The sequence below is a fragment of the Serratia sp. 25CWL12 genome (assembly GCF_055790885.1).
Genome location: NZ_CM147698.1, coordinates 1,895,063 through 1,912,293, shown reverse-complemented (window position 1 = coordinate 1,912,293; position 17,231 = coordinate 1,895,063). Strand labels below are relative to the sequence as shown.

General features: G+C 49.3%; 14 protein-coding genes and 1 pseudogene. 12 read left to right on the top strand and 3 right to left on the bottom strand.

Annotation, left to right across the window (positions count from 1 at the left end; all coding sequences use genetic code 11):
• Positions 1-28 precede the first annotated feature (28 nt).
• From pspF to ACX9GV_RS08270, 7 genes and pseudogenes are all read left to right on the top strand, one after another.
• Positions 29-1,030, top strand: a complete 1,002-nt coding sequence (gene pspF, locus ACX9GV_RS08300) for a phage shock protein operon transcriptional activator (RefSeq protein ID WP_473197703.1) — start codon at positions 29-31, stop codon at positions 1,028-1,030.
• Between the two features lie 142 nt (positions 1,031-1,172).
• Positions 1,173-2,833, top strand: a pseudogene (gene sapA / locus ACX9GV_RS08295) (ABC transporter substrate-binding protein SapA).
• Complete coding sequence (gene sapB / locus ACX9GV_RS08290; protein ID WP_023491679.1) at positions 2,830-3,795, top strand: putrescine export ABC transporter permease SapB; 966 nt, start codon at positions 2,830-2,832, stop codon at positions 3,793-3,795. Before sapA ends, sapB begins: the two are co-directional and overlap by 4 nt.
• The gene (gene sapC, locus ACX9GV_RS08285) at positions 3,782-4,672 is read left to right on the top strand and encodes a putrescine export ABC transporter permease SapC (RefSeq protein WP_023491678.1); all 891 of its coding nucleotides are present in this window, start codon (positions 3,782-3,784) and stop codon (positions 4,670-4,672) included. The genes sapB and sapC overlap by 14 nt, the downstream gene beginning before the upstream one ends.
• Complete coding sequence (gene sapD / locus ACX9GV_RS08280) at positions 4,672-5,664, top strand: putrescine export ABC transporter ATP-binding protein SapD (RefSeq protein WP_023491677.1); 993 nt, start codon at positions 4,672-4,674, stop codon at positions 5,662-5,664. The genes sapC and sapD overlap by 1 nt, the downstream gene beginning before the upstream one ends.
• Before the next feature lies 1 nt (position 5,665).
• Positions 5,666-6,478 carry a putrescine export ABC transporter ATP-binding protein SapF gene (sapF, locus tag ACX9GV_RS08275; RefSeq protein WP_473197702.1) on the top strand — a complete coding sequence of 271 codons (813 nt, stop codon included), beginning with the start codon at positions 5,666-5,668 and terminating at the stop codon, positions 6,476-6,478.
• Between the two features lie 184 nt (positions 6,479-6,662).
• Positions 6,663-8,597, top strand: a complete 1,935-nt coding sequence (locus ACX9GV_RS08270) for an exoribonuclease II (protein ID WP_473197701.1) — start codon at positions 6,663-6,665, stop codon at positions 8,595-8,597.
• A 71-nt stretch (positions 8,598-8,668) separates the two neighbouring features.
• On the opposite strand, the gene fsa is transcribed toward ACX9GV_RS08270, so the two are convergent.
• Positions 8,669-9,334, bottom strand: a complete 666-nt coding sequence (gene fsa / locus ACX9GV_RS08265) for a fructose-6-phosphate aldolase (protein ID WP_023491674.1) — start codon at positions 9,332-9,334, stop codon at positions 8,669-8,671.
• 157 nt (positions 9,335-9,491) lie between these two features.
• Between fsa and ACX9GV_RS08260 the strand changes: the two genes are divergently transcribed.
• The 5 genes from ACX9GV_RS08260 (at position 9,492) to osmB (ending at position 15,857) form a co-directional block, all read left to right on the top strand.
• Positions 9,492-10,394, top strand: a complete 903-nt coding sequence (locus ACX9GV_RS08260) for a glycyl-radical enzyme activating protein (protein ID WP_473197700.1) — start codon at positions 9,492-9,494, stop codon at positions 10,392-10,394.
• 4 nt (positions 10,395-10,398) lie between these two features.
• Positions 10,399-12,831, top strand: coding sequence for a formate C-acetyltransferase/glycerol dehydratase family glycyl radical enzyme (locus ACX9GV_RS08255; protein ID WP_473197699.1), 2,433 nt, complete (start codon positions 10,399-10,401; stop codon positions 12,829-12,831).
• 48 nt (positions 12,832-12,879) lie between these two features.
• Positions 12,880-13,629 (top strand): DeoR/GlpR family DNA-binding transcription regulator, encoded by a 750-nt coding sequence (locus ACX9GV_RS08250; RefSeq protein ID WP_023491671.1) that lies wholly within the window; start codon positions 12,880-12,882, stop codon positions 13,627-13,629.
• Between the two features lie 700 nt (positions 13,630-14,329).
• The gene (locus ACX9GV_RS08245; RefSeq protein ID WP_473197698.1) at positions 14,330-15,433 is read left to right on the top strand and encodes a hypothetical protein; all 1,104 of its coding nucleotides are present in this window, start codon (positions 14,330-14,332) and stop codon (positions 15,431-15,433) included.
• A gap of 208 nt (positions 15,434-15,641) precedes the next feature.
• On the top strand, positions 15,642-15,857 hold the full coding sequence (gene osmB / locus ACX9GV_RS08240) for an osmotically-inducible lipoprotein OsmB (protein ID WP_023491667.1): 216 nt from the start codon (positions 15,642-15,644) through the stop codon (positions 15,855-15,857).
• Between the two features lie 86 nt (positions 15,858-15,943).
• On the opposite strand, the gene yciH is transcribed toward osmB, so the two are convergent.
• Both yciH and pyrF read right to left on the bottom strand, forming a co-directional pair.
• Positions 15,944-16,270, bottom strand: a complete 327-nt coding sequence (gene yciH, locus ACX9GV_RS08235; protein ID WP_473197697.1) for a stress response translation initiation inhibitor YciH — start codon at positions 16,268-16,270, stop codon at positions 15,944-15,946.
• 1 nt (position 16,271) lies between these two features.
• On the bottom strand, positions 16,272-17,009 hold the full coding sequence (gene pyrF / locus ACX9GV_RS08230; protein ID WP_473197696.1) for an orotidine-5'-phosphate decarboxylase: 738 nt from the start codon (positions 17,007-17,009) through the stop codon (positions 16,272-16,274).
• Between the last annotated feature and the right edge of the window lie 222 nt (positions 17,010-17,231).

Below are 17,231 nucleotides of genomic sequence, written 5' to 3'. Positions count from 1 at the left end.
TTTTCACTAAATATTGGTCAATTTAATCATGAGTGACGCGTTAGAGAATCTGCTAGGCGAGGCAAACTCCTTTGTTGAGATGCTAGAGCAAGTTTCGCAATTGGCGAAACTCAACAAACCTGTACTGGTGATTGGCGAGCGGGGGACCGGTAAAGAGTTGATTGCGCACCGCCTGCACTACCTGTCCAATCGTTGGCAAGGGCCGTTTATTTCGCTCAATTGTGCCGCCCTCAATGAAAATTTGCTGGATTCTGAACTTTTTGGTCATGAGGCGGGTGCCTTTACCGGCGCACAGAAACGCCATCTTGGTCGCTTTGAGCGAGCTGACGGGGGCACCCTATTCCTTGATGAATTGGCGACTGCACCGATGCTGGTACAGGAAAAGCTACTGCGGGTGATCGAATATGGTCATCTGGAACGGGTCGGTAGCAGTCAGTCGCTGCATGTGGATGTGCGTCTGGTCTGCGCCACTAATGATGATCTCCCTGCTCTGGCTGCAGCCGGTAAATTCCGCCCTGATCTCTTGGATCGCCTGGCATTCGACGTAGTGCAATTACCCCCATTACGTCAGCGCCAGCAAGATATCATGTTATTGGCTGAGCATTTCGCTATTCAGATGTGTCGCGAACTGTCGCTACCTCTGTTCCCTGGGTTTAGTGAACATGCGCGTAACGTGCTGCTGGGTTACCCCTGGCCGGGTAACGTGCGTGAATTGAAAAACGTGGTGGAGCGCTCAGTGTATCGGCACAGTTCAAGTGAACATGAGCTCAATGAGATCATTATCAACCCCTTTGCTCAGCGTGCGGAACGGATTGATAACATGACGGCTCAACCAACCGCTGATTTACCCGCCTTACCATTGGACTTGAAGACTTGGCAACATCAGCAAGAAAAAACCATGCTGGAAGTGGCATTGAAACAAGCGCGTTTTAACCAGCGCAAAGCGGCCGACCTGCTCGGGTTAACTTATCACCAACTGCGTGGCCTTTTAAAAAAACATGCCTTGTTACAGGGTAACGAAGCTACCTGATAACGATACCAGCCTGAGGACTGGGCGCGTTTCATACTCACGTTTAATGTCGTAGAAATCGCAACCATTTTATTCAAGGGTTTGGGCTGTTCGCCATAGTGCGATACAATAACACTATTGCTTAATAACCCATGAAACGTCTATGCGTGCTTTACCTCTTTGGATAATGTCGCTGAGTTGCCTGGCAACTTCTGCTTTTGCAACCGCTGCTTTTGCAACAACACCAGCAACAACATCAGCGCCAGCGGATATCCGCCAGAGCGGTTTCGTATATTGTGTCAACGGGGTGTTGAATACCTTTAACCCCCAGATGGCCAGTAGCGGTTTGACCGTTGATACTCTAGCCGCCCAATTATATGACCGGTTATTAGGCGTTGACCCCTATACCTATCGTTTGATCCCGGAGCTGGCACAGAGCTGGGAGATACTGGATGACGGTGCAACCTACCGTTTTCATCTGCGTAGAGACGTGCCTTTCCAGACCACAGCCTGGTTCCAACCGACACGTAAAATGAATGCTGACGATGTGGTGTTCAGCTTTGAGCGGGTGTTTAACCCTGAGCATCCCTTCCACAACGTCAATGGCGGTGAATACCCCTATTTCGACAGTTTGCAGTTTGTGGACTCGGTACAAAGCGTAAAGAAACTGGATGACTATACCGTCGAATTCCGCCTGCGAGCCCCTGATGCCTCTTTCCTCTGGCACCTGGCAACACATTATGCCCCAGTGCTCTCAGCGGAATATGCCACAAAACTGATGTTGAACAATACACCCGGTATGATTGACCGTGAACCTGTTGGTACCGGCCCTTTTCTGCTGAGTGAGTACCGCTCCGGGCAATACATCCGTCTGGCACGCAATGATCTCTACTGGAAAGGGAAACCTCGGATGTCCCAGGTGGTGATCGATACCGGCGTGGGGGGACTGGCCGCTTATCCAAGTTACTCACCGGTGAGTGTGATGTACTGGCTTACCCAGCCGCCAGTCAGTTGTCAATTCTGCGTGACGACCCTCGCCTGCGCCTGACCCTGAGACCCGGTATGAACATCGCCTACTTGGCTTTTAATACCCGCAAACCGCCACTCGACAATCTGAAAGTTCGCCAGGCGATTGCCTTGTCCATCAATAATCAGCGTTTGATGCAGTCAATTTACTATGGCACCGCGGAAGCCGCAGCCTCCATATTGCCGCGAGCCTCCTGGGCATATAATAACGATACCCATATAACCGGATACGACCCAGCCAAGGCGCGTGAAATATTGCGCGAAGCAGGCATTGAATCGCTGGATCTGACACTGTGGGTCCCCACTGCCTCTCAATCTTACAACCCAAGCCCATTAAAAATGGCAGAACTGTTGCAGGCAGATTTGGCCCAGGTGGGTATTAATCTGGTTATTGTGCCGATAGAAGGTCGTTTTCAGGAAGCTCGTCTGATGGAGATGAATCACGATCTGACGCTGACAGGCTGGTCCACTGACAGTAATGACCCAGACAGCTTCTTCCGCCCATTGCTCAGTTGTGCGGCAATTCGCTCACAGACCAATTACGCTCATTGGTGCGACCCCAGTTTTGATGAATTACTCCAACAAGCATTGCTATCACAGCAACTGTCGCAACGTATCGACAAGTACCAATTGGCGCAAAAAATTATTGAGCAGCAATTACCGGTGCTGCCATTGGCCTCCTCTTTACGTCTACAAGCCTACCGTTATGACATTAAAGGCCTGGTATTGAGCCCATTTGGTAATGCGTCATTTGCTGGGGTATACCGTGAGTCAACAACGGAAGAGGTGAAAAAGTGATAATCTTTATCTTACGCCGCCTGTTGCTGCTGTTGATCACCTTATTCTTACTGACCCTGGTCAGCTTCAGCCTAAGCTATTTTACCCCGCGAGCGCCACTTAATGGCGCTGCTCTGCTGGATGCCTATCAATTCTATTTATCCAGCTTGCTGCATGGCGACTTCGGTATTTCCAGCATCGATGGTCAGGCCATCAGCGAGCAATTAAGAGAAGTGTTCCCTGCCACCATGGAATTGTGTTTTCTGGCCTTTACCATGGCACTGTTCATCGGGATCCCTTTGGGGCTTATTGCGGGGGTGATGCGTGGCAAATGGCAAGATACCGCCATCAGTACCTTTGCACTACTGGGTTTTTCAATCCCTGTATTTTGGCTGGCCTTGCTGTTAATGCTGTACTTTTCACTACACCTGGGTTGGTTGCCGGTTTCTGGGCGTTTTGACATGCTCTATCAGGTAGATCATGTCACTGGCTTGGCGCTAGTTGATGCCTGGCTCTCCGATTCACCTTATCGCAGCGAGATGATCGCCAGCGCATTGCGCCATATGGTGTTACCGATTACCGCACTGGCGGTTGCGCCGATTACCGAAGTGATCCGTCTGATGCGCATCAGTACCGACAGTGTTTTCGGCCAAAACTATATCAAAGCTGCGGCAACTCGTGGGCTATCGCGGTTTACCATTATTCATCGTCATGTTCTGCATAATGCTTTGCCCCCCATCATTCCACAACTTGGATTGCAGTTTTCTACCATGCTCACACTGGCTATGATCACCGAAGTCGTTTTCAGTTGGCCTGGCTTGGGCCGCTGGTTGATTAGCGCTATCCGCCAACAAGATTTTGCGGCTATCTCTGCTGGAGTGATGGTTATCGGTACACTGGTGATTACCATCAATGTGCTGGCCGATATTCTTGGTGCTGCCACCAACCCGCTAAAACATAAGGAATGGTATGCCCTTCGATAATGTCTATCGCGAAAAGAAAATGCCGAGTCCGGCGCTTTACACTTGGCGGATTTTTTACGCTGATACCTTGGCGATGATTGGTTTGTATGGCGTGATTAGCCTGTTGCTGCTTTCCCTGTTTGGCAGCCTGTTGGCACCTTATGCGCTGGATCAACAGTTTTTAGGTTCTCAATTGTTGCCGCCCTCTTGGTCCCGTTACGGCAATGTGTCGTTCTTTTTGGGTACCGACGATTTGGGGCGCGATATTCTCAGCCGCTTGCTAAATGGTGCCGCTGCCACTTTCGGCTCCGCATTGTTGGTCACGCTCGCCGCGGCTGTGGTTGGCGTTATTCTGGGGGTTTTCGCTGGGGTGACCCGTGGCCTGCTCTCAGCAGTATTGAACCATATTCTTGATACATTACTGTCTATCCCTTCCTTACTATTGGCAATTATCGTAGTCGCATTTATCGGGCCAAAGCTTGAGCACGCCATGTTGGCGGTTTGGCTGGCGCTGTTACCTCGCATGGTACGTACCATCTACAGCGCCGTGCATGATGAGTTGGAAAAAGAGTATGTGGTGGCTGCACGTTTAGATGGCGCTTCCACATTACAAATCCTGTGGTATGCCGTTATGCCGAATATTGCCGCTGTGCTAACAACTGAATTCACCCGTGCGCTATCGATGGCTATTCTCGATATTGCCGCGCTGGGATTCCTTGATCTCGGTGCGCAACTCCCTTCCCCCGAGTGGGGGGCAATGTTAGGCGATTCCCTGGAGCTCATCTACGTGGCTCCTTGGGCCGTGATGTTACCGGGTGCCGCTATTATGCTCAGTGTGTTGCTGGTCAACCTATTGGGTGACGGTATGCGCCGTGCAATTAATGCGGGGGTGAAATAATGGCGCTGCTTGATATTCGCAATTTAACCATCGAATTTATGACGGCTGAAGGGCCGGTTAAAGCGGTTGATCGCATCAGCATAACACTGGCCGAAGGTGAGATCCGCGGTCTGGTCGGGGAATCCGGTTCAGGAAAAAGTTTGATCGCCAAAGCAATTTGCGGCGTCACCAATGATAACTGGCACGTTACTGCCGACCGCTTTCGCTTTAACGATATCGACTTGTTGAAACTTACTCCGCGGGAAAGACGCAAGCTGGTTGGCCGCGATGTATCGATGATTTTTCAGGAACCCCAATCCTGTCTCGATCCCTCTGAAAGCATTGGTCGCCAGATAGCGCAGGCGATCCCACGCTGGACTTATAAGGGCCGTTGGTGGCAACGGTTTAACTGGCGTAAACGCCGGACGATTGAGTTGCTGCATCGTGTAGGTATTAAGGACCATAAAGATATTATGGGGAGTTTTCCTTATGAGTTAACCGAAGGTGAATGCCAAAAAGTGATGATCGCCATCGCGTTAGCCAATCAACCCAGATTGCTGATTGCCGATGAGCCAACCAACTCCATGGAGCCAACGACCCAGGCACAGATCTTCCGCCTACTGGCTGGATTGAATCAGAACAATAACACCACCATTTTGTTGATCAGTCACGATTTGCAGATGATGAGTAAATGGGCGGATCGGGTCAATGTGCTCTACTGCGGTCAAACCGTTGAGAGCGCGCAATGCGAAGACTTGCTTGCTGCGCCGCATCACCCATATACACAAGCCCTGATCCGTGCCATGCCAGATTTTGGCCGTTCACTGCCTCATAAAAGTCGCCTGAACACCTTGCCAGGGGCTATTCCCTCGCTGGAGCACTTGCCAATAGGTTGCCGACTCGGGCCTCGTTGCCCTTACGCACAGAAAAAATGTATTGAAACCCCCAGCCTGCGCTCAGTAAGAGGTCGTCTCTTTGCTTGCCACTTTCCATTGAACATGGAGGAGCAGTAATATGGAAACACTATTGGAAGTGCGCAATCTGGCAAAAACCTATCGTTACCGCACCGGGTTATTCCGCCGCCAACATGTTGAAGCCGTCAAACCGGTCAGTTTTACGCTGCGTGAAGGCCAGACGCTGGCGATTATTGGAGAGAATGGTTCCGGTAAATCCACTCTGGCAAAAATGCTCTCCGGTATGGTTGAGCCCTCTTCCGGTGAATTGCTGATTGATGACCACCGGCTAGAATTTGGTGATTATCGTTACCGTAGCCAGCGGATCCGCATGATTTTCCAAGATCCCAGTACTTCGCTCAACCCGCGCCAGCGTATCAGCCAAATCCTTGATGCACCATTACGTTTGAATACCGAGTTTGATGCCATCGAACGCGAGGCGCGTATCAATCAAACTTTGCGTCAAGTGGGCATGTTGCCCGATCATGCCTACTATTATCCGCATATGCTCGCCTCGGGGCAGAAACAGCGTGTGGCGCTGGCCCGGGCCCTGATCCTACAGCCTAAAGTGATTATTGCCGATGAAGCCTTGGCTTCGCTAGATATGTCGATGCGTTCGCAAATCATTAACCTGATGCTGGAACTGCAAGAAAAACATCGGATTTCATATATCTACGTTACGCAACATCTCGGAATGATGAAACATATCAGCGATCAGGTGATGGTGATGCATGAAGGTGAAGTGGTAGAGCGTGGAAGCACCGCCGAAGTCTTGGCTGCACCGTTACACGATCTTACTAAGCGACTGATTGCCGGTCATTTTGGTGAGGCATTAACGGCAGATGCCTGGCGGCGTGATGGCGCCCGGTTTTAAATACGGCATTTCAGGCGTGGTCACCGCACGCCTTTGCCAACACCATTAAATGAACGGTTAAGTCGGTTTTGCCGTCTGTTTATTAACATGAGAAAACCGACAGGTTAAACTTGCCCGCAGCTGATGATTCGCGTAAAAATGTCTGCCGCAAATATTGCCACTTACAACCTATCTACTGGACGATATGTTTCAAGATAATCCGCTGCTGGCGCAGCTTAAACAGCAACTTCACTCTCAAACCCCACGTGTTGAAGGCGTAGTAAAAGGGACTGAGAAAGGTTTTGGCTTTTTAGAAGCTGATGGCCAAAAAAGTTATTTTATTCCGCCACCGCACATGAAAAAAGTGATGCACGGTGATCGTATTGTCGCCACTTTACATACGGAAAAAGAACGTGAAATCGCCGAACCGGAAACACTGGTTGAACCTTTCCTGTCGCGCTTTGTTGGTCGGATACAGAAAAAAGATGATCGCCTCGCTATCATCCCTGACCACCCGTTGTTGAAAGAAGCCATCCAGTGCCGTCCAGTACGTGAATTGACGCATAATTTGCAAACCGGTGACTGGGTAATAGCCGAAATGCGCCGTCACCCGCTAAGAGGTGATCGGGGTTTTTACGCAGATGTAACCCAATTTATCACTGACGGTGAAGACCACTTCGCCCCTTGGTGGGTCACGCTGGCGCGTCATAATCTTGAAAAAGAAGCACCAGAAATGGTCGCCATCGGTGATTATGACCGCACACTGCCACGAGAAGACCTGACCGCACTGAACTTTGTTACCATTGACAGCGCCAGTACCGAGGATATGGATGATGCGCTATTGGTACAGGATAACGGTGACGGATCACTGCAATTAACTATCGCCATTGCTGACCCTACCGCTTATGTCGAGCCAGGCAGTCCTCTGGATGATATCGCCCGCAAGCGCGCTTTCACCAATTACCTTCCTGGTTTCAATATTCCCATGTTGCCACGGGATCTATCAGACAATCTCTGCTCACTGCGCCCTAACCAGCGCCGCCCAGTGCTGGCTTGCCGTGTCACAATAGCCGCAGATGGCGCATTGTGTGATGATATCCGCTTCTTCGCTGCTGAGATCGAATCCAAAGCCAAATTGGTCTATGACGAGGTCTCCGACTGGCTGGATGGTATTGCTGGCTGGCAACCACCTAATGAAGCGATTACCCAGCAGGTCACCTTGCTAAAGCAGGTGTGTGATCGCCGTAATAGCTGGCGCCATCAACACGCCCTGGTGTTCAAAGATCATCCAGATTATCGCTTCGTCTTAGGCGAGAAAGGCGATGTATTGGAGATTGTCAGTGAGCAACGCCGTACCGCCAACCGGATTGTTGAAGAGTGCATGATTGCGGCCAACGTTTGTGCCGCGCGAGTCCTGCGTGATCATCTCGGCTTTGGTATCTATAACGTCCATAACGGCTTTGACCCTGCCCTGGTCGAGCAAGCGGTCACGGTTCTGCAGGCCAATAATATTGCCGCTGAAGGGGAAAAACTGCTTACCCTGACAGGTTTCTGCGAACTGCGTCGCAAACTTGATGCACAACCAACGCAGTTTCTTGATGGCCGTATCCGCCGCTTCCAAACTTTTGCCGAGATATCCACCACACCAGGACCGCACTTCGGTTTAGGTTTGGAGGCCTATGCCACCTGGACCTCTCCAATCCGTAAATATGGCGATATGATCAACCATCGTTTGCTGAAAAGTATTATCACTGAACAAGTGACTGAAAAACCACAAGATGAACTACCCGCCCAGTTGACCGAGCGTCGACGGTTGAACCGCATGGCTGAACGTGATGTGGGTGATTGGTTATATGCTCGCTTTTTGAAAGATAAAGCCGGTAGTGACCAGCGTTTCAATGCGGAAATTATCGATGTGACTCGTGGTGGCCTGCGTGTACGTCTGTTGGAAAACGGGGCCGTTGCCTTTATTCCCGCCTCTTTTATTCACGCAGTACGCGATGAAATGGTTTGTAGCCAGGAAGCTGGCACGGTTCAGGTAAAAGGCGAAGTCATTTATCGCCAGAGTGATACCTTACAGGTCAAGATTGCTGAAGTCCGTATGGAAACCCGCAGCGTTGTTGCCAAGCCTGTCAGCTGACAAGCCTGCCAGCTGACAGGCCTGTCGTTTGACAATCAGGGCGCTACACAGAGCCCTGATTGTCAGGTTATTTAACCCAGTTGCATCGAACCAAAAGCCCCTTGCCAATCCTGCTCAAATTTCTCTACTGCCGCTTGCACTGCAGGTGTAGTAATGAATTGTTCCGCCACATCCACCGGTAAAGTGATGGACTGGCAACCAGCCAGCAGACACTCCAGCGCTTGACGGGGAGTTTTAAAGCTCGCAGCCAAGACTTTGGCATGAGGCGCATGCAGTGTCAGTAACTGCTGCAATTCATGTACCATTTCAATACCATCACCCCCTTGAGCATCCAGGCGATTAACGTAAGGCGCGACATACTCAGCCCCAGCCAGCGCGGCTAATAATCCTTGCCCGGCACCATAGACCGCGGTGCCTAGTGTTGGAATCGACATGGATTTCAACTGTTTGATAGCTGCCAACCCTTCCGCGGTGGTCGGTATTTTAACCACCAAACCGCATACACGCTGATTTAACAGCACGGCTTCCGCAACCATTTGCTCTGCATTGTTTGCCATCACTTGAGCAAATAACTTACCGGTGCCACCTAAGGCATCACGTAGTGCCGGAAGAACTTCCCAAATAGGCTTACCCGCTTTGGCAACAATGCTGGGGTTAGTCGTTACACCGTGCAACGGCAACACACGCGCCAAACGTTTAACCGCTGTCACATCAGCGGTATCCAGATAAAGCTCCATATCGTTCTCCTGAGTCTTTTGTGGATGAATTCAAGCTGTGGACATGATAATGGAAATAACCTCTCATTAGTTGATTAAAATCAAACCAACTTTCATTCGAAAGATATTAAATTTACGTAAGAAGATCCCAAGCGACCTACATTCATAAAGGTGACCCATGCTATTTAATCTACAGCGCTATTCAACCCATGACGGCCCAGGCATCCGTAGTGTGGTATTCCTGAAAGGCTGTTCGCTGGGTTGCCGTTGGTGCCAAAACCCGGAGAGCCGTTCTCGGCAACAGGAATTACTGTTCGATCAGCGCTTGTGCCTTGCGGGATGCACACTCTGTAGTGAGTGCTGTCCCCACGCCATTACCCGCCTTGATGAAACATCGTTAGCGTTACAACGTTCACAATTGACTGTGGCTGATTATGATGCATTAACCGATTGCTGCCCAACCGGTGCGTTAAGCGTCTGTGGTTCGCTCATCGACATTGATGCCGTTATGGCTGAAGTCATGCGAGACAAGCCTTACTATTTACGTACCGGCGGCGGCCTAACGCTGTCAGGCGGTGAACCCTTTATGCAACCCGAGATCGCCGCTGAGTTGCTCAAACGTGGGCGCGAAGCCGGGATCCATACCGCGGTAGAGTCTTGCTTGCACACCCCTTGGGCCTATATTGCGCCCTCTTTACCTTGGCTAGACTTGATGCTGGCAGACCTCAAGCATGTGGACGAAGTGCGTTTCAAGCAATGGACAGATGGCTCAGCCAAGCGCGTAATGGACAATTTCCGCCGTTTGGCGGCGGCAGGTACTCAGATCACCATACGTGTCCCGCTGATCCCTGATTTCAATGCTGACCGCGACTCTATCCGTGCCATTACCGACTTTGCCGCTGACGAAGTGGGTGTCAAAGAAATCCACTTTTTGCCTTATCACACCTTAGGTATCAATAAGTACCATCTGCTCGGCGCACCTTATTACGCTTCCCGTACCCCTCTTGATGATCCTGAACTGCTGACCTATGCCGAAAATTATGCCAACGACAAAGGTCTGACTGCTATTTTACGAGGATAACACCATGACAACACTCGACCTGACTACCCTGACCGAGCGCACTCGGGCACACAAACTTGCGCTGATTCATATCGTCAAACCCCCGGTCTGCACCGAACGTGCGCAACATTACACGGAAGTCTACCAGCAGCAACAAGATAAACCGCTGCCGATCAGACGTGCGCTAGCACTGGCAAATCACCTGGCTAAACGCACCATCTGGATCAAAAACGATGAGTTGATTATCGGTAATCAGGCCAGTCAGTTACGTGCCGCCCCAATTTTCCCGGAATATACCGTCAGTTGGATTGAAAGTGAGATTGACGAACTGGCAGATCGCCCCGGTGCGGGCTTCTCGGTGAGCGAAGAGAACAAACAAGTATTACATGCCTTATGCCCGTGGTGGCGTGGTCAAACCGTTCAGGATCGCTGCTACGGGATGTTCACTGATGAGCAAAAAGCCCTGTTGGCAACCGGGATCATCAAAGCAGAAGGTAATATGACCTCCGGTGATGCTCACTTGGCGGTTAACTTCCCATTGTTACTGGCGAAAGGCTTGGATGGCCTACGTGAGAAGGTATCTGAACGCCGTGAACGCCTTCAGCTTACCGACTGGGATGACCTGCATAAGGAGCAGTTCCTTAAAGCCATTGATATTGCTCTGGCGGCGCTGAGTGACCATATTCTACGCTTTGCCCAATTGGCTCGAGAGATGGCACAGACCGAACAACGGACCTGGCGGCGCGAAGAGTTGCTGACCATAGCAAATAACTGTGAACTGATCGCTCACCAGCCGCCACAAACTTTCTGGCAAGCCTTGCAACTCTGTTACTTCATCCAGCTATTCCTACAGATTGAGTCTAATGGCCATTCCGTCTCCTTTGCTCGTCTCGACCAATATCTCTATCCCTGGTATCGCCGTGATGTTGAACTGGAACAGACTCTCTCCCGTGAAAAAGCCATTGAGATGCTGCACAGTTGCTGGTTAAAGCTGCTGGAAGTCAACAAAATCCGTTCTGGTTCGCACTCTAAAGCCTCTGCGGGTAGCCCGTTGTACCAGAACGTGACCATTGGTGGACAGAAGTTGGTCAATGGTCAACCTTGCGATGCCGTTAACCCGCTCTCCTATACCATTTTGGAGTCCTGTGGCCGCCTGCGTTCAACGCAGCCAAACCTGAGTGTGCGTTATCACGCCGGGATGAGTAATGACTTCCTTGATGCCTGTGTGCAGGTGATCCGCTGTGGCTTCGGTATGCCAGCCTTCAACAATGATGAAATCGTTATTCCTGAGTTTATTAAACTGGGGGTAGAGCCACAGGATGCTTACGACTATGCCGCGATCGGCTGTATCGAAACTGCTGTAGGTGGCAAATGGGGTTATCGTTGCACTGGGATGAGCTTTATTAACTTTGCTCGTGTCATGTTGGCCGCCTTAGAGGAAGGCCGTGATGCTACCTCCGGTAAAATTTTCCTGCCACAGGAACTGTCGCTATCCAAAAACAACTTTAGCCATTTCGACCAGGTACTGGCTGCCTGGGATACACAGATCCGCTATTACACCCGTAAATCCATCGAGATTGAGTGTGTGGTCGATACCGTGCTGGAAGAAAATGCTCATGATATCGTCTGCTCCGCATTAGTGGATGACTGTATCGAACGTGGCAAGAGCATCAAGCAAGGTGGCGCCAAGTATGACTGGATTTCTGGCCTGCAAGTGGGGATCGCTAACCTTGGCAACAGCCTGGAGGCGGTGCGTAAACTGGTATTCGATCAGGGGATTATTGGCCAACAGCAATTGGCACAAGCACTGGCGAACGACTTTGCCGGTCTGGATGGCGAGCAACTACGCCAGCGCCTGATCAACGCAGCACCTAAGTACGGCAACGATGTTGATGATGTTGATCAACTGCTGGTACGTGCCTATCAGACCTATATCGATGAACTGAAGCAATACCACAATACCCGCTTTGGTCGTGGCCCGATTGGCGGAACTTACTATGCAGGAACCTCATCTATCTCGGCTAACGTGCCATTTGGTGCCGCAACCATGGCAACCCCGGATGGCCGCAAAGCCCATACCCCATTGGCTGAAGGTGCCAGCCCGGCATCAGGGACCGACCACCTTGGCCCTACCGCTGTCTTTAACTCGCTGGCAAAATTGCCCACCGAGGCGATTCTAGGTGGGGTGTTACTCAACCAGAAGCTGAACCCATCAACACTGGAAAATCCACGTGACCGCGAAAAACTGATGTTGATGCTGCGCACCTTCTTTGAGTCTTACCATGGCTGGCATGTACAGTACAACATTGTCTCTAGGGAAACACTGTTGGCTGCCAAACAGCATCCTGATCAATATCGTGATTTAGTGGTACGTGTAGCTGGATATTCTGCCTTCTTTACCGCATTATCTCCTGATGCGCAGGATGATATTATTGCGCGAACAGAGCATACTCTTTAATCAGTAAATCATTGCGGCCACTGCCAGGTGGCCGCCTATCAGGCTACTATGAACTCAAGACAACAAACCATTCTACATTTGGTGAATGACCGCCGCCGCATTAGCGTCAGCGAACTGGCCCGCGCTGCCGGTGTTTCTGAGGTAACCATTCGCCAGGATCTCAACCTGTTGGAAAAACGTAGCTACCTTAAACGTGTTCATGGCTCTGCCATTGCTTTAGAGAGTGATGATGTCGATGCCCGCATGATGTCTAACTTCGCGCTCAAACAGAAACTGGCGCAATATGCCGCTTCATTGGTTAACGATGGCGAAACCATTTTTATCGAAAGCGGGAGTAGTAATGCGCTCCTGGCCCGCTATCTGGCTGAGAACAAGCGTGTCACCCTGATCACCGTCAGTTACTATATTGCTCATTTATTGAAAGAAACTGATTGTGATGTCATCGTGCTCGGTGGGTTATACCAGAAAAAAAGTGAAACCGTTGTCGGCCCGTTAACACGCGCTTGTATACAGCAAGTCCACTTCAGTAAGGCTTTTATTGGGGTGGATGGTTATCATCCAGAAACCGGGTTTACTGGCCGCGATATGATGCGTGCTGACATTGCCAATGCCATCTTGGCCAAAGGTGTAGAAAGTATTGTATTGACCGACTCATCAAAATTCGGTCAAATTCAACCTAACCCATTAACTGCCACTAATAATAATATTGGACGCGTAATTACCGATGCACGTCTATCAGTTGGCTACCAGCAATTGTTAGAACGTCAAGGCATCAAAGTCGATCTGGTCAATGAATAACTTTTATACTCGTCATCCGCCAAGCTGCATGGGTATTAGCTGCGGTTACTCGTCTCATCCATGAGACTCATCCCCTACGGGGCCGCCACCACCGGCGTTCAAATCGGTTTCTGACCCATTTGTCTCGAACTTGCAGTCTACCTGCAACTCGAATTATTTAGAGTATAAAAACAGCCTAATAACTCACACATTATTCATAATTTATCCATAATTGACCGATAAAGTGATTTTTGATTTTAAAATATTTACACTCCATAAAATTACTCTATATTCGGCGCTATATTATTACTTCACGACAACATCCCCATGAGCTTTCCTGAATTATAAACGTGTATATCGTTGTATCGTTGGTGAGCGATGTTTACAGACAACGCTCCAAATAAAAGGCGAACTTTAGGAAATAGTTATGCGTAAATTGACTGATTTATTTATCGCTTCTGATTTAGCTTTCAGCGGCACGACGATAGCCTTTGCTGTTGATGAAGCCACTGCCCCTACCCGAATTATTTAGCGCATATACCCATCCCAATGAAGCTACAGCGGTGTTGGCTACGCTCGTGCACCCGAATCACTTACCCAAGTGAACTCATCGGGATTCCCTTGCCGCCTACCTGCAACTTCATTGAACTTTGGTATAGTTCTCCCTCGCGATCTTATTCGCCGAGGGAGTATTCAGTTGGTTAGTGTAAAAGGATTACATATGAAAAAACCAATTAGCTTGTTATTGTCATCTGCAACTCTTAGTTTAGTAATGATGAGCAACGTCAATGCTGCTGGAGAATTACAGCCAGGCAGATCAGGGCCGACAAACGGTGAAAATACCCTACTCCTTTGGGATACGCACTATTCAGGCTATATCATCTCAAATTATACGTTAGATAAGTTAGAAAAAACTGACAAACTGGCAAAAGAAAGTCAGCAGAAACTCCAAGAAATGACCAGCCAATTCGATAAATTAAAGGAAGATCTCAAAGCAAAAGACCGTGAAATTGGCGAACTTAAGAGTAAATTGGGTCAACCAGATAAGAAGCCCGCTGAGTTAAACGAACTAAAGCATAAAGTTGACCAGTTAGACAATAAACTCAGCGAACTTAACGAGCTGAAGCGTAAAGTCAACCAGCCAAACAATCAATCTGCCGAGATAAGCGATCTAAAACGGCAAGTCGAGCAATTAGGCACAAAAGTTACTCAAATCAATGAATTAAAAAGTAAAGCCGATCAGTCAGGCAATCAATCTGCTGAGATTAACGAGCTGAAACGGCAAGTCGAACAATTAGGCACAAAAGTTACTCAAATCAATGAACTAAAAAGTAAAGCCGACCAGTCAGGCAATCAATCTGCTGAGATTAACGATCTGAAACGGCAAGTCGAACAATTAGGCACAAAAGTTACTCAAATCAATGAACTAAAAAGTAAAGCCGACCAGTCAGGCAATCAATCTGCTGAGATTAACGAGCTGAAACGGCAAGTCGAACAATTAGGCACAAAAGTTACTCAAATCAATGAACTAAAAAGTAAAGCCGACCAGTCAGGCAATCAATCTGGCGAGATTAACGATCTGAAACGGCAAGTCGAACAGTTAGGCACAAAAGTTAGTCAAATCAATGAACTAAAAAGCAAAGCCGACCAGTCAGGCAATCAATCTGGCGAGATTAACGATCTGAAGCGTCGAGTCGATCAGTTTGATAATAAGCTTGGTGAGATCAACGATCTGAAACGTCAAATCGATCAGTTGGACAATAAACTCGGTCAGATAGACGAACTGAGGCGTGAGGTGCAGGATCTAGGCAGCAAAATTAAGTAATAATCATTCAACTGGCTATTTCAGTCTATGGCCTATTGAATACCCTCTCTTCGATATTCCCGTTGCAGGCGAACAAACCGCCTGCAACATTTTTTACTTCCCAGCTATACAGAAAAAAGTTAGTGGACAATACTTATTTATAATAGGCCACAACAATTCATATTCCACTTTGGGTAACTGTCTGGTGTAACCTATCAGGAGAAATATTATGGTGACGAATAAACGTTTAGTGACTGTCGCACTTAGCATCACGCTTGCCCTCTCCTTAAGCGCCTGTGCAGATATGTCAAAACAGCAACGTAATACTGCCATAGGGGCCGGTGCTGGTGCAGTTGGTGGTGCAGTGCTAACCAATGGTAGCACGTTAGGAACTCTTGGTGGTGCCGCTGTCGGCGGTATTATTGGTCATCAAGTGAGCAAATAAACCTGAATTTATTCACTGTTGAACTGAGGGTACTTTTTAAGCTCTCTTGATTATGCCGCAGCAAACCACTGCGGCATGGCTGTTTTTCAACCACCCGCCAGTTTAACTTTCATTCCCTTGGCTTCAAGCAACTGTTTAAGTAGTTCGCGCTTATCACCTTGAATCTCAATCACGCCCTCTTTTACCGCGCCGCCACAGCCGCATTTCTTCTTCAACTCAGCAGCCAGTTTATCCAACTCAGTATCATCAAGAGTGATACCAGTAATCAGACAAACCCCCTTTCCCTTGCGCCCGCTGGTCTGGCGCTGAATACGAACAATGCCATCGCCAATCGCTCTCTGTGGTTTGATTTCTTCCTGCTTGATGCGCCCGGTGTCGGTGGAATAGACCAAGCGGCTATTACTCTCCTTCATGCTACCCCCCTATCTTCAGCGAAGCACGAATAGCACTCAGTGTGGCGGCAGGATCAGCTGATTGGGTAATCGGGCGGCCAATTACCAAGTAATCTACGCCAGCTGCAACCGCCTGTACCGGTGTCATTACACGGCGCTGATCACCGGTTGCACTGCCCTCAGGGCGGATACCCGGTGTGACCAATTGAAATTGATGGCCACAGGCGGCTTTCAAACGCATCGCTTCTTGCGCAGAACACACGACCCCATCCAAGCCACAATCTCGCGTCAAACGCGCCAATCTTTCTGCCTGCTCTGCCGGGGTTAGATCAATACCAATAGCACGCAGATCATCTGCCTCCATGCTGGTCAGTACCGTCACCGCAATCAGTAAAGGCGCTTCAGCACCATAAGGTTGCAAGGCCTCTTTTGCTGCGGTCATCATACGAGCACCGCCACTGGCATGAACATTCACCATCCATACCCCCAGTTCTGCTGCTGCCGCTACCGCATGAGCCGTGGTATTAGGAATATCGTGAAATTTCAAATCGAGGAAAACATCAAACCCACGCTGATGAAGGTCGCGCACCATCTCTGGCCCGAACAAGGTAAACATCTCTTTACCCACTTTGAGTCGACAATCTTGTGGATCAATACGATCAACAAAAGCCAAGGCAGCATTTCTATCAGCGTAATCCAAGGCAACAATAATTGGAGAGGATTTTAATTTATTGTTATTCATATTATTTTTAGAGTGCATTGCTTCTGCCTTCTGTAATGTGGATATACTCGTCATACTTCAAGTTGCATGTGTGTTGGCTTTCCTCGCTCACCCCGGTCACTTACCGGTGTAAGCTCCAGGGGATTCTCTGCGTCGCCGCCTTCCTGCAACTCGAATTATTTAGTGGATAGACATAAATGCTCTGCCAGAAAAACTGACCGCCGCATTCTACCTGCCAACCCACACAAATCCCAGAGGCAG